The organism is Paenibacillus sp. J22R232, assembly GCF_056269165.1.
In genome coordinates this window covers 41,031-61,202 of record NZ_JBWDNK010000014.1, presented here as the reverse complement: position 1 = coordinate 61,202, position 20,172 = coordinate 41,031, and the positions used below count along the sequence as shown (strand labels likewise).

Genomic DNA, 20,172 nt, shown 5'->3' with positions numbered 1-20,172 from the left:
TTTACCCGCTCCCTATTCTCTAGCTTTCTTGATTTCCAATCTGAATTTTCGAGCTAATCCTGTCAATTCGTCATACCGCTCTTCCGCAATCGCTTTCACGTCCGTTAAAGAGCTTCCTATGCCTACTGCCACAGCACCTGCGCGAATAAATGAGCCTACATTGTCCAAAGTAATCCCACCCGTCGGCATCATCGGAATATGTCCGAGCGGAGCCGATAATTCTTTTATATAGGTAGCGCCTAACGAGGAGCCCGGAAAAATTTTAAGCAGGTCTGCGCCGTATTGATACCCCTTCACGATTTCTGTCGGCGTCATGACTCCTGGAATCGAGATCCGCCCATAATGATTGGTTAGACGGATCGTCGCTTCATCCAGGATCGGAGAGAAGATGAAATCAGCTCCCGCTTCGATCGCTTCCTTCGCTGTTTTTTCATCTAATACTGTGCCTGCGCCAACCAAGGCTTTGCCTTCGTATCTCTCTTTTAATTGAGCAATAATTTCAAATGCCCTTTCTGAATCGACCGTAATCTCTAGCGCTCCAACGCCACCTGAAACCAGAGCATCCGTCATCTGAATGACCTTGTTATAGGCAGGCTTTCGAATGACCGCAACGATGCCGGAATCCTTTAACCGTTTTAGCTGTTCCTCTTTATTCATGATTGTTCCACGATCCTCCTTCATTCCATAACGGCAGACGCTTATATTGATCCTATCTATATCAAATGTAACCCGTATTATTGCATATAGATCCTATCTAAAAGCAAATATCCACCTATAACGTTTGGATTATTTGGTTACTCACATTAAAGATCAGATCTTTATGAAGGTATCATAGTATCTTTATTTCTGGATGTCAATACGTCTTTACGATTAGGAGGAGCTTGTATGATTATGTTAATATAGACCTAATATGAAGATACAGCGGGGATTATGATGATGAAAAAAACGGCCTTTTCAATAACAATAGATATCCTCAGACAGAAAATTATTAGTAGGGAATGGCCTCCTGGGTCGCGCATTCCGACACTGCAAGAGATTTCTAAGGAGCTGGCTGTAAGTGTATCTACAGTTAGGGAAGCGCTGCGGACGCTGGAAAGCCAAGGAAACGTCAGCATAGAGCATGGGCGGGGAATGTATGTACGTAACGATCCCTTATTGTTAGAAGACCCTACTGCAGATCTTAAGGAACTAGGGGATATTTCGCTCATCAAATTACTGGAAGCAAGACTGCTCATTGAGCCCAAACTTGCTGCCTTAAGCGCCGAGCATGCTACGCGCACCCAGGTCAAGCAGCTTCGTGCGCTGGCTGACTCTATGGTTAACCAGATGAAAGAAGGGGGGCCATTTCTAGAAACCGACCTTGCCTTCCATCGTCTCATAGCGGAATCGGCACAGCATCCTGTCTTACTGCGCATGCTGGAGTCTATCTCCCCCCTTCTCTCCGAAGGCCGCAAACAGACAAACACGTTGCCTCATATGCGTACGAAAGCATCCAATTATCATATCTTAATTGCGATCGCCATTGAGGAACGACATAGTGAGCAGGCAAGGCAGCTCATGCATAGTCATATTTCCGACATGATTGAAGCATTAAAGAAGTAAGTCATTTCTATGCCGAAAATATAGGATTAGACCGAATAAAGAAATTGAAACAGCGGCAGCCAAGGACGAGAAAGCAAAGTCCTTGACTGTCGCTGTTTTATTGCGCTTATCTAGATCTGATCTTTGTATTTTCATATAAAGAAATCACCTTCTATTTTACGAGTCCTCCGATACCGCAAGATCGAATGACAACATTGTAAGGTAGATGTAAGGAAAATCGATAGCTTAGGCCACCCTGGCAGGATAAGATTGGAACAACCGAAAATATAAAATTTTTAAAAGGAGAATCGAGATGAGGCTGTTTGAACTGTTATTTTTCCTGTCAAACATCGGCTTGCTTTCATTAACCGTTTTATTAAAAAATGGAAGGCGTAAAATTCCAGTATTCGTTGCAAGCGGGATCGCTACACTTTTACTGGTCATTCATTGGACGGTAGAAGGATACAACGTTCAGCTATTTTTCCCATATTGCATAACAATCATTTTTTTAGCAATATCAGGTTTTAGCTATTTTAATAAAATCGGTCAAAAAAAAATCCCGCGATTCATGTTGGGTTCAGCTAATACCGCTATAGCGATAATGCTGATCATAACAGCGGTTCTCATGTATGCTTTTCCTGTATTCAAACTACCTGAACCGACAGGCGAATTCAAGGTAGGAACGCAAACTTTTCATTTCGTGGATACAAAGAGGGCAGAGATTTACGACGAAGCCAGAGATGGTAAGAGAGAATTGATGGTTCAGGTATGGTATCCGGCTCCAGCTGGCACCGGCAAGTACGCTCCCTTTATTCCCGATACCCGGATTTTACGTTATATGGCCGCGAACTATGGCCTTCCCGGATTTACTTTTCAGCACCTGAAGTACGTATCCAGTCATGCTTATTCGGGGGCGGATGTCTCTTCGGCACAGACCTCATACCCGCTGATCCTTGCGAATCCCGGATTCGGCTCCTCCAGGTTCCTCCATACGTCGCAAGCCGAAAATCTCGCGAGTCACGGATATATCGTGGCAGTGATCGACCACACCTACAATACATTTGCAACCGAGTTTCCGGACGGTCGAATCACGACCAGCACAACCAACGACTTATTCTCGCCCGACCATGATTACCGGACGGAAAGCGGAAATCGCGATAAGCTGGGAAAAGTTTTAACCGACGATGTTGCGTTAGCGCTGGACCAATTCGAGCTCATCCAATCGGGGCAGATTTCAAGTCATCTAATAGGGAGGATTGATCTCGGCCATGTCGGGGTGTTCGGTCATTCCATCGGCGGAGCGACGGCCTATGACGCTTCTTACGATCCGCGAATCGCGGTTGGAATAGACTTAGACGGCGGGCTCTATCGACTGCGTGAGAGAGAGGGTCTGCGAAAACCGTTTCTGTTCATCAACTCGGAAAGCGAATTCGAAAAATTAAAAATGGTGAAGGATAACCATGTCTACACGGATGCAGAGCTTAAGCGTATGGGCAACACAAGAGAATGGATGGATCAAGTAACGGAAGACAAAAAGGTAGAGCTCGAAAGGATGCGTGATACGGTTGCCGCAGGGGGACAATTCCTCTATATCGACAATACGGAGCATTTGAATTTTACCGACATACCGTTCATTTCTCCGATTTTCAAAATGCTGGGCATCACAGGAAGGATTACGCCCGAAAGAGCGAACTCCGTAATCAATGCCTATATGCTGGATTTCTTCGATTTGTATCTGAAAAATCAAGACGGAATCTTAATGAAAGGACCGGATAGCCGTTTTCCGGAGGTGAAGTTCGTAACTTCGCTATTATAAATGGCGGAACAAGCTTCCGATTTTGATAAGCTCCCCTTCAAGTAGACAGGTTTAATAAATAAACCGCTACTTGAAGGGGCGTTTTTCGGATGGGCGACACATTTAATATTAATACTTATGACTCTGTTACAATCATCCGTTCATGTAAAAAATCAACGATATGCATCGCCTTCATCGTCTGATCTTGTTGATGCTTTTCAATTCCAAGCTTCATTTGAAGCAGACAGCCTGGATTGCTCGTTAGCATAAAGCTTGCTTGCGTGTTGTTCGCATGCTCCATTTTGTGCTCAAGGATAGAGCCTGCCATCTCAGGTTGTATGACATTGTATATACCAGCAGAACCGCAGCAGCGATCAGATTCGACCATTTCGACATATTCAACGTTATCTATTTGCTTCATTAATATACGTGGGGCGCTCGAGCCTTTCATTACATTGCGCAGATGACAGGAGTCCTGATACGTCACTTTCATTTTCTTAGCCTGTAGAGAGCTTTCTTTTTGCGCAAATTTAGGAACGCGTCCCTTTTCAACAACCAATGTGCTGACATCGATCACTCTTGAAGCAAACCACTTTGCTGACTCACGGTACTTTTCATCATCCTGCATAAGATGGTCATATTCAACGAGCAGCGCGCCGCAACCGCCTGCATTCGATACAATGTAGTCGACATTAAGCTGTTTGAATATATCGATATTCACAGCTGCCAGTTTTCTAGCGTCGTTCATTTCTCCACTATGAGCATGCAGCGCACCGCAGCATACCTGACTTTCAGGAATGTATACGTCAAAGCCCGCAGCAGACAGCAGCTCCACTGTATTCACATTCGTATCTGCGAACATAACATCCATAATACAACCGCGGAACATCGCAACTGTGGCGATTGCTTCCCCCCTTGCTGGATAAAAAGTACCGAGACGCTCGACTACTCCCTTCGAACTAGCGGATGGTAAAATAGCTTCCATCTCCGATAATTGCTTAGGAAGCAGCTTCATTACACCTGTTGTTTGCACTGCTTTTTGCAAGCCGGATTTTTGATAGAGCGCAAGTGAACCTCCAAGCAGCTTCAAACTGCCACGCTTCGGAAATAAATGTTTGAATACCGCCTTACGAATAATTGTAATGGGCAATGAATGAGTTGCATGGTCCTCGATCGCTTCCTTCGTCTGTTCAATTAATTGGCCGTACTTCACATCTGCCGGACAAGCTGGCTCGCAAGCACGACAGCCTAGACACAAGTTCATTTGATCTTGGAATTGCTGATCTGGAACCATTAGTCCATCTACGGCTGCTTTCATCATCGCAATGCGTCCACGCGGTGAGGCAGGTTCCATGCCTGTTTCTTGGAATGTCGGACAAGCAGGCAAGCAGAAGCCGCATCGCATACAATTTGTTAACTGGTCATAGTCAAGCTTCTCTAATAAAGTTCGAGCTAGAGGATTAGAATGCTCGATTGCCGGTTTTCCCGTAGTACTAGCCATGCTGTACCACCACCCTCTTCTTCGTTTCCTTCGCAAAAATCTTACTTGGATTCAAAATATTCAATGGATCGAAAGCACTTTTGATTCCTTTCATAACTTCAACTCCCGCTTCTCCAACCTTCCATTCCAAATAAGGAGCTTTCACAACGCCGACCCCGTGCTCGCCGGTAATCGTGCCTCCGAGTTCGATTGCAGCTTCAAAAATTTCTGCAAATGCCTGCTCAACACGATGCACTTCTTCATGGTCACGCGCGTCAGTCGTTGCGGTTGGATGCAGGTTTCCATCTCCTGCATGCCCAAAGGTCGCTATATTCACATTGTATTTTTGGGCGATTGCATTTGTACGCAATATCATTTCCGCAATTTTAGAACGTGGTACGGTAGCATCCTCGAGTATCGTCGTCGGGCGAAGGCGAGCGAGTGCGGTAAATGCGCTGCGTCTAGCTGTCAGCAGTTTATCTGCTTCTTCACGATCCGCTGCTACAGCAATGCGATCCGCCTGCTCTTCTTTGCAAATGAGTTGTATTTTTTCAATATCTCGTTCAACCATTTCTGGTTCGCCATCCTGCTCGATAATGAGGATCGCGGCCATATCTAGCGGCAGACCAATTTTCGCGAAATCATCAACAACCCGAATCGTTGGATTATCCAATATTTCTAATGTTGCTGGAATGATTTGATTTTTAATAATTTTAGATACCGTACGTGCCGCACCATAAATATCCTTATACATCGCAACCATCGTTTTCTTTGTTTTGGGCTGTGGAATAAGCTTAAGAATCGCCTCTGTAATGACGGCCAGTGTTCCTTCTGAGCCTACTAATAGCTTTGTTAAATCATACCCGGCGACATCTTTAGTCAATTTGCCACCGGTACGGATGATTGAGCCATTTGCCAGCACCGCCGTTAAGCCAAGGACATAATCTTTTGTCGTTCCGTACTTTAAGCCTCTTAGACCGCCTGAGCATTCAGCGATATTGCCGCCGATTGTAGAAATTTTCATACTGCTTGGATCTGGTGGATAGAATAGTCCCAACCCTTCAACTTGTGTGATAAATTGGCCGGTAATTACCCCTGGTTGGACAATAGCCGTTAGGTTTTCCATATCCACTTCCATGATTTTATTCATGCGATGCATGACCATCACTATTCCGCCTAGCAACGGTACTGTACCACCGCAAAGATTCGAACCCGATCCTCTTGTTACAATCGGAATAAGATTGCTGCTAGCTATTTTCATGATTTCTGAAACTTGCTCAGTTGATTCTGGATAAACGACTCCATCAGGCAAAGCCTGCAACATCGGCGTTCCATCATAGGAATGTGCGATTAGCGCCTCCTGGTCTGTCCGAAAAAACTTTTCTCCTACAATCTTTCGTATTTGTCTAACTACAGCTTCATTTAACATGATCGATTCCTCCATCGTAAAATTGAGCAGGTCATCTGATGACTTTGAATTGATTATAGTGTAATAAAGTTGTAAAGTATAGTCTATAGTTATATTTTCGGGAGGTTAAAAGCTCTATGCAGCCGATAAAGGTAGAAACTGAAAAAGGACATGAGCTTGTGCAAAAAATCATTCTTTCACAAATTGAGGAAGGTCTCTTGCAACCTGGACAAAAACTACCGTCCGTAGTTGACTTGAGTACCTCCTTTGGAGTAGGTCGCTCCACCATTCGTGAAGCATTGAGCGCATTAAAGGCTACAGGCTGGATAGATGTTAAGCATGGCGGGGGTACTTTTATCAATAAAGAATTGCCTACCTCACAAAGCAACTCGCGTGATCCATTCGAGGAATCGGAAAATGTAAAAGAAATACTAGAGGTTCGTATTTGGCTTGAAAGCGGCAGTGCTGCATTCGCTGCCCAGCGCCGAAATGATAAGGATCTCGAGAGGTTAACGCAAATTATTAAACAAATGGAGCAAGCGTTGGAAATGAATAATACGCAAATGAGTGAACAGGCGGATATTGCATTTCATCTAGCTATAGCAGCTGCCTCGCATAATGAACTTCTTAATACATTAATGAATTCACTTACTTGCAAGCTAACCGAAACAATGGGAAAAACACGTCAGCTGTGGTTTTCCGAAGACAAGTCCTCTTCCACCCTTCTCTTAAAAGAGCATCAATCCATATATGATGCAATAGTAGCTCAAAACAGCGAGCTAGCCAGCCAATTCATTCAAGCTCATTTACATAAAGTCGAGAATGTACTGAAACGCGGAGCCATTCAGGATTAATTCTGTTCCATATAGAGTCAAATATAGAACTTCGGTTCTCTATTTGGCTTTTTTTCTACGTACTAATGGCGAAGCACGCTCGAAGCACGCTCACTTGATGGATTCTGTGCATCGAATGAAAAAAAATGATATTATGTATGATGGGTAAAGGACTTTACTACCGCTTTTAATGTTTTTATATATTGCAACAAGAGGAGATATTATGAGTAACGAACAAAATTTTTGGCTTGATTTGCCAAAGCCATTTTTTATATTAGCGCCAATGGAAGATGTCACAGATGTTGTATTTCGTCACGTCGTCAGCACAGCTGCAAAACCAGACGTATTTTTCACGGAATTCACAAGTACAGATAGTTATTGCAACCCTGCAGGAAGAGATAGCACTCGTGGCCGGCTAACGTTCACAGAAGATGAGCAGCCGATCGTCGCTCATATTTGGGGCAATAAGCCTGCATTTTTTGAACAGATGAGTATCGATATGAAAAAGCTCGGTTTTCGCGGTATCGACTTAAACATGGGCTGCCCCGTCCAAAACGTCGCATCCAATGGGAAGGGTTCCGGGTTAATCCAACATCCTGAACTTGCAGCCGAAATTATTCAAGCAGCCAAAGCAGGCGGATTGCCGGTTAGCGTTAAAACAAGATTGGGTTACCATGATATTGACGAGTGGCGCGATTGGTTAGGGCATATATTGAAACAAGATATTGCGAATCTTTCCATTCACCTTCGTACAAAAAAAGAGATGAGCAAAGTAGAGGCGCACTGGGAGCTCATCCCTGAAATAAAAAAATTACGCGATGAAATCGCACCGAATACGTTGTTAACCATTAATGGAGATATCCCTGACCGCGCAACAGGATTAAAATTAGTGGAACAATACGGCGTTGATGGTGTCATGATTGGCCGCGGTATTTTCACCAATCCATTTGCTTTTGAAAAAGAGCCCAAAGAACATAGCGCAAAGGATTTTCTCAATTTACTACTTTTACAGTTGGATCTTCACGATCAATATTCAAAAGAACATCTGCCGCGTCCATTTAAACCGCTTCTTCGCTTCTTCAAAATCTATGTTCGCGGGTTTAGAGGCGCAAGCGAACTAAGAACCCAATTAATGGATACTTCGTCAACCGATGAAGTCCGTCGTTTAGTCATGCCTTTATTAGATCAAGATTTAGATTAAAACAGTTGACCAGCAGCACGGTCCCGAACCGCTTATTCCTCATAAAGGGGCGAGCAATAAAAAGCCGACTCCCTTCCGCATGCGGTTGGAAAGTCGGCTTTTCGTTTCTTACATTACCGGTCTAGCCGCTAGCTACTAAACTTCGGCGCCAGCCTATCCATCCTCTCTATCAACGATTCATCTACCTGCTCCCCATTCGCGTACAGTTCCGCTCCTTCCTCGCTGATCGCCGCCGATAAACGCCCGCTCAGTATCCGGAGGCCGATCAGACCGCCGCCGCGAATTTCAAACCCGATACCTGCGTAGCGGAACGATACATTTAACTCTCCGCCCAGCTGCGGCATCAACGTCAGTATGGTTCCGTCATCGTCATAAGCGATTTTGGAGATTATGTTAGGAGGCAGCAACAGTTCCTTGTATCCTTCCAGCTCATGCAGCAGGGAATCGCAATAAGGTGTGAGCGGCAGCTCGAACGCATAATAGTCGACATTGCCTTTTCGCGCTGCAATGGACAGATCGTCATGCCTGATTGTTACCCTGGCATCGCCAGCGCCTCCCGCAATGGATAGGGGGAAACATTTCATTGGAATTCGGTCGTTCGTAAACCAGAGATCCCAAGCGACATATTCGTATTCTCCCGGATATTCGGTCTCGAGAGGGGCTTGCGCGCTACTCCTATCAGCGCTAGCGCACCCTTGGACCGCCGTTCCGGTTAGCTCCGCAAACTCGGCGGAGATATCCCTGCCCTCCGTCGTGCAAGCCGCAGGCGGGCCGATAAAGATTAGACGCTTCCCCGACATTTCGCCATAGCGCCTAATTCTCTCCCATGTTGCCTCCGGCAACATGGCCGGCCAAAGCACGATCAACGCGTCGTAACGCGTGAGATCCTCTTCGAAGGTAGGCACGACATCGACCTCTACGTGACGCAGCATCAGCTTATGCAGAAGCGCCTTCATGCTCAGGCGATGGTAGTGCATAAACGGATCGTTACGATGGGCGACCGATTCCCATGCGTACATCATGGCGACCCGCGGACGGCTGACGGCTTTGCCTACAAATCGCTGCATCGCCCTTTGCATGGCGACGCAACGCCTCGTCATCTCCCAAGTGGGATGATGCGGATAGCCGGGTCCGAATGGACCGGAATGCCCGTAAGCATGGGCGACCCAGCGAACGTTGCGGGCGGCAAGCAAACGATGGTAATAGTTCATCTTTCCGGTGGTCGGTTCGCGATCCCAGCACATGTTGTACGCCAGGCCGCTGTCCGAATATTTCGCAAGCGACTCCGCGAGCATCGTCATGGAGAGCATCGTACGCTCCGCATCGTACTGCGAATCGACGAACCCTCCGCTCAGATTATCCGTCAGCTTAAAGTAGTCGATGTTGCCTGCCCACAAATCGCCGGAGTTTCCTTCGCCCCACCACGTGCTGTGGAATCCCATAAAGGATGCTTGGCCATGCTGCTCTTCGTATCGCTCCCTCACCTGCTTTTGAATTTGGTATGTCAGCTCAACCGTCAAGTTGTAATAGTCGTAACGGAGCTTGCCCGAGCTCTCCTCCGCCGCCTCGTGCCGCATCAGATAGATTCGATCGAGAAAGTCATAGCCGAAGCTCTGGCGAAATGCTTCCAAAAAAGCGGCTCCGCCCAGGTAGACGTCTTCCTTCTTACTGCCGGCCCCGAATTCGTCCATGGCGAAGCCGTCAAGCTTCATTCCCCGATAACAAGCAAGCGTTTCGTCAATGGACTCGGTCATGTTGGAACTCGCGAAGTCGGGGTAATCGGTGGAGTAAGACGCATACAGCAACACTTCGCCGTCCACGTCGTACGTTCCGCTCAGATCGGAGCGGCTCGTTATGGCGAGGGAGACATCCCGCAATTCCGCGGTAATATCTTTTGCCTCCCGAATGATTCCCCCTTCCCGCTTGATGAGAAACGCTTTGGCGATGCCTTCGTATACCGGCCGCATATCAATATGTCCGGCAGACTCGAGATCGTTCAACCTAATCTCGAGCTTGCCGTTTCTAATGGAGCCCGTGTGCTCGCTTATCCACTTCTGTCTGGCCTCGGGATAACGCTTGAGGAGACGCAATCCCGGCCAGGGTATAATCTGGATGAAGGCGAGGCCGTGCTTTCGGGCCTCCTCCTCCGTCGTGCGCATGGCCCTTTGGCCGATGTCGTCGAATTCGTTATAGCTGCAATTCCGAAATTCAAGCGCGATCGCGTCGAAGCCCTTTCCCGCGATGTCCGCAACGGCAAGCCGTATGCTGTCAGGTTGAGCCGCCATCGATGTGTCGATCAGCAGCATAATAGGTGCCATTGTCATCGTTTTTATCTCCCTTACTCGAATCGGAACCAATCAAAGTCGGTCGCGCCCGAGAACAAAATATATATATCGTGGATGCCGCTCGCTCCCGTAAGCGAAGCCGTTCCTTCTGTCCAATTGCTCCAGCCGCCTGTAGCAGGCGTCGTAATGGTCGCGATTTGCGTACCTGTCAAGCTATCCAAGCGCACAGCAGCCGTCTTGGTCGTGGATTCGCCGTTCGTGAATCTGAATTTCAACTGCGAGAAGCCGCTCCCGAGATTGACGCCGCTATACTTCACCCAAGAGCCCGGATTCAGTCCGCCGATCGTCGTCACGTAGTTGGAGACGCTATTGCTGCTGCTATAGCTCTCCGCTTGGATCGTAACCGGCGTCGGAGCGCTCACGCTGTCCTCGAACCGGAACCAGTCGAAGTCGGTCATGCCGGAAAATTGGATGTAAATATCATGCGTGCCGCTAGCCCCTGTAAGCGAGCTCACCGTTTCAGTCCAATTGCTCCAGCCTCCCGTCGGCGGCGTCGAGATCGTGCCGATCAGCGTCCCCGTCAGACTGTCCAGCCTTATTTCGGCCGTCTTGGCCGACACGTCCCCGTTCGTGAACCGCGTCCGCAGCGTAGCAAACCCGCTTCCCAGGTTCACGTTGCTAAACTTGATCCAATCCCCGTTATGAAGATCGCCGATCGTAGAGCCGAAATTGACGATGCCGTTCATGTCGTCATAGCTTTCCGCTTGCAGCGTCACCGTTCCGCCGCCGCCCGAAGCCGTGTACGCAGCCGTCGAAACCGCCGACTTCAGCATGCCCGCTTTGCTCGCGACCGCTTTGACGGTCTGCGGCGGCGTTACGGTCAACGGCGCTCGGTAGATTGGCGAATTCGCATTCGGCGTGCTGCCGTCCGTCGTGTAACGGATCGTCGCTCCGGTCGTCGACGAAGCAATCGTCACAGTTTGCGGCGCGCTGTACGCGCCAGCTGCCGGCGTGAAAGTAGGAGCTGCAACAGTCGATTGAGAAGCCGCGGACCCGGCATTGTTGGCATTGTACGTATTGTGCGCACCGGTATTGTTAACGAAGGCGCTGGTTACGTTTGCGGTTTTGTTTCCCGCTAGAACCGTTCCGTAGCTGTTATGAGTCAATGTGACCGCGTATTGCTTGTTGCGGACCGTGTTGTCCTCAACGATCGTGTTTGTCGTATCTCCCGATACCGTCACGTCGTTGTTGCCGTCGTAATATCCAATATCCGCCGTGGAGATGTAGATGCCGGTGTTGTAAGCCGGCGCTTCGGTAATGCTGTTGCCCACAGGCGTTTCGTTCGTACCTGTCAGGTCGTTGCCCCTGAATTCGTTGCCGAATGCTTGCACGGCGAGATAATGGCCGCCGCCGTTGTCGAATCGCTCCGACGCAACTCCCACGCCCGAGTTTTTGCTAAGCGGGGAAACGCCCGTCAGGACGTTGCCGCTCACCCTGTTGAAGTAATTGGGCGATAAGGTGGATTCGTTCGCGTTTTTGACATTCACGCTCCAGATAAAGACCCCTTCCGAATCCAGGAACGTATTGTTGGCCACTACGCTGTCGTATGCATTGCCGAACAGCCAGATGCCTTTGTCGTTATCGGTAATCGTATTATTGTAGGCAGTCGTATGTTCGTTAGGCGTAATGAGTGTCCATTTGCTCGTGCTGTCCGGCATTTTGTCCCAAGCCTTGTCGACCGTAATCGTGTTGCCGGAGATGCCCGTTACTCTGCGCAATTGTCCCAGCCCAGTCCCGTCGATGATCTGAATGGCGGGATAACTGTACATGACGGTTGGAGCGATCAACGTGCGATCCGCGCTGACCGTGACGCTAAGACCGCTTGCGGAGCTAACCGTGCCGTAGTTGAAATAACCGCCCGGCGCTTCCGACATGATCGCTTCCCCATCGTTATCGTGTCCGTCGACAAGCCCGCTCGCCACGGAGCGCATGCCGATAATCGTATTGTCCGCCAAGTAGTTGTTGGCGCGTACCGACAACCCGTGTTTTTCGGCATTGACGGCGGTATGTCCGATGAGGGTGTTACCCGTCGCGACGTAATATTCCGCCGTATTGACGTAGACGCCGAAGCTGAATTCCATATACGAGTTCGTAAACGAAGAATATTGGTTGACATAGTTATGGGCGTAACCCGCAAAACCGCGGAAGTCGCTGTCCGCAACTAGAAAACGTTCCTTGCCAAGCGTCATCATTGGGAAGCCGCGCTGCCCGGGCGCGCCGTTCGTACCAAGATCGTAGTCGATCTTCACGCCTTTAAGGAACATTTGCTCGGCCGTGCGCTGCAATACATTTCCCGCCGGATAGGTAGGATTGCCGCTTCCGTCCAATACCTCCCACGGAGAACCGAGGATTAGGAAAATGTCCGGCCGGCTCGCGTGGCCTGGCGCGATCGTTACCGTCAGATTGGCAATGCCGACCTGACCGAAGTTCGTTTTGCTATCGATAGCCGAGACGCCGCCCGTCCCGATATACTGCAGAATCGTACCCGCGCGGCTTTGACCTCGCAGCACCACTTTACGCGAGAGATGCAAGGACGTGATCCGATACGTACCGTCGGCCAGATAGACGACGCCCCCATTCGGATCCGCTCCCGCAGCGTCGATGGCAGCCTGAATGTCGGCGGTTTCGTCGACGCCGCTGTTCGGGGTCGCGCCGTACGAGCTCGCATTCACCTGGTTCGCCCAGTTGAAGTTGCCCGCCCAAGCGACGCCAAGCCCAAGCGGATCGCTTCCCACGGAGACGACTTGCAGCTGCTGTCCGCTGCTAGGCTTGCTCCAGTGAACGCCGCTGTCGTTCGAAATTTCGACGTCGTATGTGCCTAGCGGCGTGCTGGACGAGACGGAGAACTCGGCCATGTACGCATTGCTGGCTGATATGGTCTGATTCACCGTGTTCGAGCTGTTCTTTAAACGTACGGCGGTTCCGTTACCCGCTCCGAACTCGGACCCCGCGAAGTTACGTCCGACGATCGTTATTTTTTGACCGGACCAAGCTTGCTTCTCGGAGATCCAGATCGCGCGAGCCGTATTGATCTTGGCCGGAGCGCTCCAGCCTGTCGCGTTTTTAACCCATACATTATAGACGCCGGCGGCTGCGCCGTCAGGCATCGTTACGGTGACGTAATTCCCTTTGCGATCGCTCTGGATAATGGTCGGGTGCAAGGCATCGCCGGGCGGCGTAGCCGGAGACGTGTTCGTCGAATCCAGCTTGATCGCTACATCCTGCGAGGCTGCCGTCATGTCCCAGCCGGTGATCGTAAATGTCTTGCCTGCCTGCACGGCGTCCGACATCCGGTGAATCTCGGGCGCGTCCGCGGCATGGACCGTGCGAACGTCGAGAACGGCTACCAGCGTCAATAACATGGCCATAACCAACAATCGGGACAAGCTGTTTCGTAGGGAACTTCCAATACAAGCGTACATAATTAGCCTCCTGACAAAATGGTTTCTTAAATATGTAAGCGGTTACTAAGATGTCGTATTGAATCCCCCGGCTATCCATCAAGCCGCTTTGGCCGATGGATAAACCGGGGGTAGTTCCTTATTTCAGCGCATCAAGCTGATCTTTGTTCGCCTGTTTGAAATAGTCGTCGATCTTTTTCCTTAAATCCTCGTTGCCGCCGTTCTTCTCAGCGATTTCGCTGAACTGCTTCCACAGCTCTTCGAAATGCGCGTCGTCGCGGGCTGCAAGCGTCTTGGTCAATGCCTTCTCGAAGGCGTCGCGGCCTTTCCAGAATTGGTCGGATTCCGGTACTACACCGAAGAAATTCCAAATTTGCATGTCGTTATTGATCGGTATGCCTAGATCCGAATACGAATTGTTAGGCAAATTGCCCGGATCGAAAAAGTTTCTTGCCTCGGAGGGCGATAAGACACGTTCGTAGCTGTAGAACGGCGATACGTTCGAGCCGCCCCACATGTAGGTCGGATAATAAGGCCAGCCGCCGCCATAAACGTTCGTCGATGCCAGTCTCGTGTTCGCCAAGTTGTAATGGAGCGATTTGCCGTTGTCCTTGTTGTAAACCATGGCATCCTCGAGCTCTTTGTCCTTGAACACGCGTTTGCCATCTACTTCGTCGAACAGACCGGCGCTCTTTGGTCCCCAAGTGTACATTTTCTCGCCGATCTCGGATACCATGTAGTCCAAGAAACGGACAACCTGCGGCAAATCCTCTTCCTTCACGCTGTCCTTGAAGATCACGACGCCGATATTGTTTTTGACGCCGCCCATCGGCGAAATAAATTTTGCCGTGTTGACCGGAGAATCAAGGAATACCTTGCGGTAGCGATAGCTTTTGCCGGCGGCTTTCATCACGTTCTCGTCCGGCTGATCGTACAGATAAGCAATCGCGTATTGACCGTTGTTGATTTTCTCCAAATGCATCGCGTTGTTTTCGACGAGCGAGTTCGGATCCATCACCTTGTCGCGTACAAGCTTGTTGAAGTCCTGGACGATATTTTTGAAGAATGGCTGTTGGAACATAAATTCGATCTGCTGCGTCTCTTTGTCGAAGTAGGTGAAGTAGTTGCTGCCTTTCGGCATGCGGCCGTACAGGTTGGACAGAACAGCCAGCGTACCCCAGTTATCTTGACCTCCGAATGCGTAGCTTACCTCGACCGGCTTGCCGTTCTCCGTAATGTTCTCGGTCTTGATTAATTGCTGCATATCGTACATCAGCTTCGTGAAGTCTTCCGTCGTCTTAACCGGAACGTCGTAGATATCTTCTCTGCTGAACTTGCCGCCCTTCTCGACGAACAGCGCATCAATCTCATCCTGCGTCTTGGCCTCCGGATACAGCTTCTTCAAAAGATCATCACGCACCCAGATGAATTGGTCCGTGCCTTCGAGCGCGTTCGGAGTAACGAACGATGGATCCATGATTTTGAGCGAACGGTCAGGATCCCCCATCTGAGTCGGGAACGAATAGATGCTTCCATCCTGGTCGTTGTTGGTCGAGAAACGTTTGACATAAGGGAACGTCTCGAAGCTCAGGCGCTTCTGCAGGTTCGGGGCATACTTCTCGATCGCCTCCGTCAGGTCATAGGCTTTGCCTGCGGCGAACATGTCCTTAAGGCTCCCCATGCCGGAGTCGGTGACGAACGCAAGCTCGGGCCAGTCGCTCGCCGCGTTGATCATCCCGAGCTTCACGTCGATCGCTTGCCCGCCGTTGTCGAACGAGCCGTCCTTGTCGATCTCGATGCCTGTTACCCGCTTAATCTCCGGACTGACGATATCCTCCGTAGGCACCGGCCGTTTGGCGTCTCCCGTACCGTGGGCGTACCAGATCTTCAGTTTGAGCTGTTTGCCCGTCCAGTCCGGCAGCTCGGAGCTGTCGGTCACCGCATCGTACATGTCGTAATAAGCTTTTTCCTCGGAAACGTTTTCATTTGTCGCGTTGGTCGGAGCCGTCGTTCCTTCTCCGCCGTTGCCTCCGTTCGTACAGCCCGCCGCCAGCGACATCAGCAGGGCTGCGGCCGTAGTCAACATAACCGCATTGCGCGTCCGTAATTTCATGCTTACTCCCCCTAGAATGAATTTGCATCTATATCATGCCGAATCTGTGCATGCGGTTTATATTTCATCATACCAAATCCGGCATCATACCGTGGTTGATCTTGAATAATATGAAAACATGTTTTCTCCATACTGGGCCTTAATGCTAGGAAGGAAACGTGCTGCGCCGCCAATGATGGCTACAGCCGTTCACCTTGCCCCTATTCCTTAACGGCTCCGAGCGTAATGCCTTTGACGAAGTGTTTCTGAAGAAAGGGATACACGATTACGATCGGGATCGTCGTCAATATGATATTGGCGGCGCGAATGGCCTGCGGCGTCACCTGAGTCTGCGTATTCATGCCGGACGAGATGCCTGCCCGGATCGCCTCCTGGAACATGCTCGCCATCCGCTCGCCCTCCTTCAGAATTTGCATCAGAATATACTGCAACGTGTTCAACTTCTGATCCGTGACGAAATAAAGCGTCGTCGTCCAGTCATTCCAGTGATAAACAGCCGTCCATAAAGCCATAACCGCAAGGATCGGCATCGATAATGGCACGTAGATGCGCAGCATGATGACAAACTCGTTCGCTCCGTCGATCCGGGCCGATTCGGCCAGACTGTCTGGGATGGTATACAAGAACGAACGGATGATGACCATGTTGTACAAACTGAACGAAACCGGGAGAATATAGACCAGGAAATTATTGAGCAGATGCATCTTGGAATACAGCAGGTAGACGGGAATGAGTCCGCCGCCGAAATACATCGGGATCATTAGGAAAATCAGTATGGCTCCTTTGCCGTGCAGTCCCTTCAACGTGAATGCGTAGGCGCTCGTATATTGAATGAGCAGGGCGAAGGCAGTGCCTATTATGACCCGGAGCACGGATATGAACGTCGACTGGATGATGGCCGAGTTCGATAGCAGCATCTCGAAGTTGGCGAACGATAGCTCTCTGGGATAAAAGGTTAAGCCGCCGAACTGCGAATCCACGGGATCGTTGAGCGCGTAAGCGAGCACGTTAAGATACGGGAACACCATGGCGACTACGATCAGGGTGAGCAACGCCGCGTTGCCTACTTTGAAGATGCGATACGTCAGTGATTCATGATTCAATGGAGCAACCTCCTTACCAGATCGAAATTCCGGTCGTTTTTTTGGCGATCGTGTTGGCTCCAACGGTTAAGAGAAGCGCCACAATTCCTTGCAGGAAACCTACCGCTGCCGCCATTGAATAATTGCCCTGCTGAATACCGGACGAATAAACGATCGTCGAGATGACGTCATAGCTGATAAAGGCGTTCTGCATGCCGTATACAAGCTCGAAGTTGCTCGTGAACAACGTGCCGAGAGTGAAGATAAGAAGCAGAATGGTCGTCATCTTTAGTCCGGGCAACGTAATGTAGAGATGCTGCTTCCATCGGTTGGCTCCGTCGATCTTAGCCGCTTCGTACAAGCTGGGATCGATGGAAGTAATGGCTGCCAAGTAAACGACCGTCCCCCAGCCAATTTCCTTCCAGACGCTTAGCAGAAGCAGAAACGGCAGGAACAGCTCCTGTTTGGAGAGGAACATGACCCTCTCCTCTTCACCGCCCGAAAGCTTGAGCAGCAGATCGTTAAGCGGACCGTAGAGATCGAAGAACGAGTATGCAAGCCCGACGACGGCGATCCAGGACAGGAAGTGGGGCAAATAGCTGAGTGTCTGCACGGATCGTTTGAATAAGCCGTCCTTCACCTCGTTAATCATCAAAGCGAGAATGATCGGTGCTGGGAAGCCTACGAGAACCGTCAACACGCTAAGCTCCAGCGTATTGATAATTGCCTGCCTCAGCATTGGCGTCTCGAAGATCTCCCGGACGTGCTCCATCCCGACCCATGGGCTATTCCATAACCCCAAGAAAATATTGTAGTCTTTGAAAGCCGCGATAATGCCCGGCATTGGCACGTAAGCGAAGATGAACGTTAACACGACCGACGGCAGCATGAGCATATAGCCGAACGAGTTTTTGCGCAGCGCCCGCATGAATCTGCTTCCGCTCGGCTTGGCGGTATGGCTGGTAGCAATTTCTTCGTACAAGGTTCCAACTCCTTTCATCGTAGGTGTTGCTCTCATTCTATTGCATTGCGAGTAACGGTTATAGTAAATAAACGGAGCTCATATAGCTGAATTCGGACATTATAGTCGCCTGTAAGAAAGCTAGAAGCTGCTGCAAAGGAAAGAAGAGCCTGCCGCTACCGCGATAGACTCCTCTTATCCATGTCGATATTCTGTTCGTCTCTAGCATATATGCTATGCGGCTGCCGGTATGCGCAGCGTTACCGTCGTCCCTTTGCCTGGCTTGCTGTCGATCTCGATGCCGTACGGCTTGCCGTAGTAGACCTCGATCCGTTTCCTCGTGTTGAGCATGCCATAGCCGCCGTACATGCTGTCGGCGTCGGTCTCGCCTCTCATGATCGTACTTAGCTTGTCCGGCTGAATCCCTTCGCCATTGTCGGATATATGGATCCAGACCTCGTCCGAAGCCGTCTCTCCTTGCATCCCCCGTTCGACCCGAATGGAGATGCTTCCCCCGGTCTCGCGCCCGTTAATGCCATGCAATACGGCATTCTCCACGACGGGCTGCAGCAGATGCTTCAGCATAGGCGTATCGCCCAGCCCTTTCTCGACATAGATATGGAACGCAAAATCGTTGCCGTAGGCGAATTTCTGCAGCTCCAAATATTCGTGCATCATCTCCAGCTCTTGATCGATCGTAATGATGCTGCTGCCCTTGTTAAGCGCGATTCGGTAATAACGGACCATGGAGTCGATGACGCCGCGTATGCGTTCGTCACCGCTTAGCCACTTCATCGTCGATAGCGTATTGTATAGAAAATGCGGATTGACGCGCTCTTGCAGGAGCTGGGTCTCAAGCACGGTGCGTTCCGTCTCGTAATCATTAATGCGCTTATAATAATCCCGTACGCGAACGATCAGCTCGTGGAGGACGTTGCCCATGCGGCTAAACTCGTCGTCGGTCGTGGAAAATTGCAAATGATCGTTTTGGAGCAAATTTTCGACGGTCGTATTCATGCGGCGGAACAGCACCTCTAGCTTGCGAGTCAGGTAAAACGACACAACCTCTACCATCAGGAACAGAATGATCGAGACCCCGAGCAGCATGGCGACCGCTCCGATCCAATAGGAATCCAGTTCTCTTATGACAAGAGACTTCGGGATGTACATTGCGACCGTCCCGATCCCCGACTTTAAGTCGAGCCGAATGGCGTACTGGTCTTCCGAATGGGCGGCGGCCGCCTCGACTTCATCCGGGCCCGAAATGGGAAACCGTCCTCCGCCTATGTTGGAGTCGAATGCAATCGACGTGTTCAACGGCAGCTCAACGTCGAAGTGCCTCCGAATGGTAGGGAAGGGAACCCGAATTTCCGTCACAGCGAGCGGGCCTCGGAAGGAAGCCAGCGTTTTGTAGAGGTAAATGTAAGTTCGATCCTCCGGAGCGCCTAGCCCGTTTAAAGCAGACAATCTCCAGAAGACGTTGCCCGGATCGGAGGCTAGAATATCCTGGCGGAGCTTTGAACCTCCGTCCGGCTCATAGCTCCCCAAAGAATCGAATCTGCGCAAATAATCGCCGTTTAGCGTATGCTCGCTTATCGAATAGATGATCACGCTGTCGTTTTTCATATCCGCCTTGACGGCCCCGACCACGCTTTGCAAATAATCGTTAAACGACATGATGCCGACCAGATTCTGATCGGTCTTCGTTTCGAGATAATTATTAATATAGAAGTTGCTGTTAATGAACAGCAGCATATCGACGTTCGAAGTAAGCAAATTGTCGACTCCTGCCACGCTACCTGCGAGCAGGGCCTCGTTTTTCTCCAGAATGTCGTCCACTTTCTCATTCCAGACGTTAATGAACAGCACCGAGCCGAGCACGAGCATCGGAATTAACGAAAAGATAAAAATAATGGACGCGATTTTATGTCGATACTTGAGCTTGCCGAATAGAAACATGGTGCAAGACCCC

General features: G+C 49.9%; 13 protein-coding genes. 4 read left to right on the top strand and 9 right to left on the bottom strand.

Features of this window, described 5'->3' with window-relative positions; genetic code table 11:
• Positions 1–12: 12 nt before the first annotated feature.
• Complete coding sequence (locus AC0YN3_RS27060) at positions 13–657, bottom strand: bifunctional 4-hydroxy-2-oxoglutarate aldolase/2-dehydro-3-deoxy-phosphogluconate aldolase (RefSeq protein WP_475778020.1); 645 nt, start codon at positions 655–657, stop codon at positions 13–15.
• Positions 658–930: 273 nt separating this feature from the next.
• Here AC0YN3_RS27060 and AC0YN3_RS27055 point away from each other — a divergent pair, with 273 nt between their 5' ends.
• Both AC0YN3_RS27055 and AC0YN3_RS27050 read left to right on the top strand, forming a co-directional pair.
• Positions 931–1,602 carry a FadR/GntR family transcriptional regulator gene (locus AC0YN3_RS27055; protein ID WP_475778019.1) on the top strand — a complete coding sequence of 224 codons (672 nt, stop codon included), beginning with the start codon at positions 931–933 and terminating at the stop codon, positions 1,600–1,602.
• A gap of 292 nt (positions 1,603–1,894) precedes the next feature.
• Complete coding sequence (locus tag AC0YN3_RS27050; RefSeq protein ID WP_475778018.1) at positions 1,895–3,397, top strand: alpha/beta hydrolase family protein; 1,503 nt, start codon at positions 1,895–1,897, stop codon at positions 3,395–3,397.
• A 115-nt stretch (positions 3,398–3,512) separates the two neighbouring features.
• Here the strand turns inward: AC0YN3_RS27050 and AC0YN3_RS27045 are convergent, their stop codons facing one another.
• Together AC0YN3_RS27045 and AC0YN3_RS27040 are read right to left on the bottom strand one after the other, a co-directional pair.
• Positions 3,513–4,877: a (Fe-S)-binding protein gene (locus AC0YN3_RS27045; protein ID WP_475778017.1), complete on the bottom strand. Its 1,365-nt coding sequence runs from the start codon at positions 4,875–4,877 to the stop codon at positions 3,513–3,515.
• Positions 4,870–6,285, bottom strand: a complete 1,416-nt coding sequence (locus AC0YN3_RS27040) for an FAD-binding oxidoreductase (RefSeq protein ID WP_475778016.1) — start codon at positions 6,283–6,285, stop codon at positions 4,870–4,872. Before AC0YN3_RS27040 ends, AC0YN3_RS27045 begins: the two co-directional genes overlap by 8 nt.
• A gap of 116 nt (positions 6,286–6,401) precedes the next feature.
• Between AC0YN3_RS27040 and AC0YN3_RS27035 the strand changes: the two genes are divergently transcribed.
• Both AC0YN3_RS27035 and AC0YN3_RS27030 read left to right on the top strand, forming a co-directional pair.
• On the top strand, positions 6,402–7,118 hold the full coding sequence (locus tag AC0YN3_RS27035; RefSeq protein WP_475778015.1) for a FadR/GntR family transcriptional regulator: 717 nt from the start codon (positions 6,402–6,404) through the stop codon (positions 7,116–7,118).
• Between the two features lie 202 nt (positions 7,119–7,320).
• Positions 7,321–8,298: a tRNA dihydrouridine synthase gene (locus tag AC0YN3_RS27030; protein ID WP_475778014.1), complete on the top strand. Its 978-nt coding sequence runs from the start codon at positions 7,321–7,323 to the stop codon at positions 8,296–8,298.
• A 128-nt stretch (positions 8,299–8,426) separates the two neighbouring features.
• On the opposite strand, the gene AC0YN3_RS27025 is transcribed toward AC0YN3_RS27030, so the two are convergent.
• From AC0YN3_RS27025 to AC0YN3_RS27000, 6 genes are all read right to left on the bottom strand, one after another.
• Positions 8,427–10,622 (bottom strand): hypothetical protein, encoded by a 2,196-nt coding sequence (locus AC0YN3_RS27025; protein WP_475778013.1) that lies wholly within the window; start codon positions 10,620–10,622, stop codon positions 8,427–8,429.
• Positions 10,623–10,636: 14 nt separating this feature from the next.
• Complete coding sequence (locus AC0YN3_RS27020) at positions 10,637–14,065, bottom strand: carbohydrate-binding protein (RefSeq protein WP_475778012.1); 3,429 nt, start codon at positions 14,063–14,065, stop codon at positions 10,637–10,639.
• Between the two features lie 118 nt (positions 14,066–14,183).
• Positions 14,184–16,157, bottom strand: a complete 1,974-nt coding sequence (locus tag AC0YN3_RS27015) for a type 2 periplasmic-binding domain-containing protein (protein WP_475778011.1) — start codon at positions 16,155–16,157, stop codon at positions 14,184–14,186.
• 200 nt (positions 16,158–16,357) lie between these two features.
• A complete protein-coding gene (locus tag AC0YN3_RS27010) occupies positions 16,358–17,260 on the bottom strand; it encodes a carbohydrate ABC transporter permease (RefSeq protein ID WP_475778010.1) in 903 nt (300 codons plus the stop codon).
• Positions 17,261–17,273: 13 nt separating this feature from the next.
• On the bottom strand, positions 17,274–18,221 hold the full coding sequence (locus AC0YN3_RS27005; RefSeq protein ID WP_475778009.1) for an ABC transporter permease: 948 nt from the start codon (positions 18,219–18,221) through the stop codon (positions 17,274–17,276).
• A gap of 213 nt (positions 18,222–18,434) precedes the next feature.
• A complete protein-coding gene (locus AC0YN3_RS27000; RefSeq protein ID WP_475778008.1) occupies positions 18,435–20,159 on the bottom strand; it encodes a sensor histidine kinase in 1,725 nt (574 codons plus the stop codon).
• Between the last annotated feature and the right edge of the window lie 13 nt (positions 20,160–20,172).

What these genes read in the sequence shown, in the direction of transcription:
- AC0YN3_RS27060 (WP_475778020.1), bottom strand. Translation starts at nt 657, where the DNA reads ATGAATAAAGAGGAACAGCTAAAACGGTTAAAGGATTCCGGCATCGTT.
- AC0YN3_RS27055 (WP_475778019.1), top strand. Translation starts at nt 931, where the DNA reads ATGATGATGAAAAAAACGGCCTTTTCAATAACAATAGATATCCTCAGA.
- AC0YN3_RS27050 (WP_475778018.1), top strand. Translation starts at nt 1,895, where the DNA reads ATGAGGCTGTTTGAACTGTTATTTTTCCTGTCAAACATCGGCTTGCTT.
- AC0YN3_RS27045 (WP_475778017.1), bottom strand. Translation starts at nt 4,877, where the DNA reads ATGGCTAGTACTACGGGAAAACCGGCAATCGAGCATTCTAATCCTCTA.
- AC0YN3_RS27040 (WP_475778016.1), bottom strand. Translation starts at nt 6,285, where the DNA reads ATGTTAAATGAAGCTGTAGTTAGACAAATACGAAAGATTGTAGGAGAA.
- AC0YN3_RS27035 (WP_475778015.1), top strand. Translation starts at nt 6,402, where the DNA reads ATGCAGCCGATAAAGGTAGAAACTGAAAAAGGACATGAGCTTGTGCAA.
- AC0YN3_RS27030 (WP_475778014.1), top strand. Translation starts at nt 7,321, where the DNA reads ATGAGTAACGAACAAAATTTTTGGCTTGATTTGCCAAAGCCATTTTTT.
- AC0YN3_RS27025 (WP_475778013.1), bottom strand. Translation starts at nt 10,622, where the DNA reads ATGACAATGGCACCTATTATGCTGCTGATCGACACATCGATGGCGGCT.
- AC0YN3_RS27020 (WP_475778012.1), bottom strand. Translation starts at nt 14,065, where the DNA reads ATGTACGCTTGTATTGGAAGTTCCCTACGAAACAGCTTGTCCCGATTG.
- AC0YN3_RS27015 (WP_475778011.1), bottom strand. Translation starts at nt 16,157, where the DNA reads ATGAAATTACGGACGCGCAATGCGGTTATGTTGACTACGGCCGCAGCC.
- AC0YN3_RS27000 (WP_475778008.1), bottom strand. Translation starts at nt 20,159, where the DNA reads ATGTTTCTATTCGGCAAGCTCAAGTATCGACATAAAATCGCGTCCATT.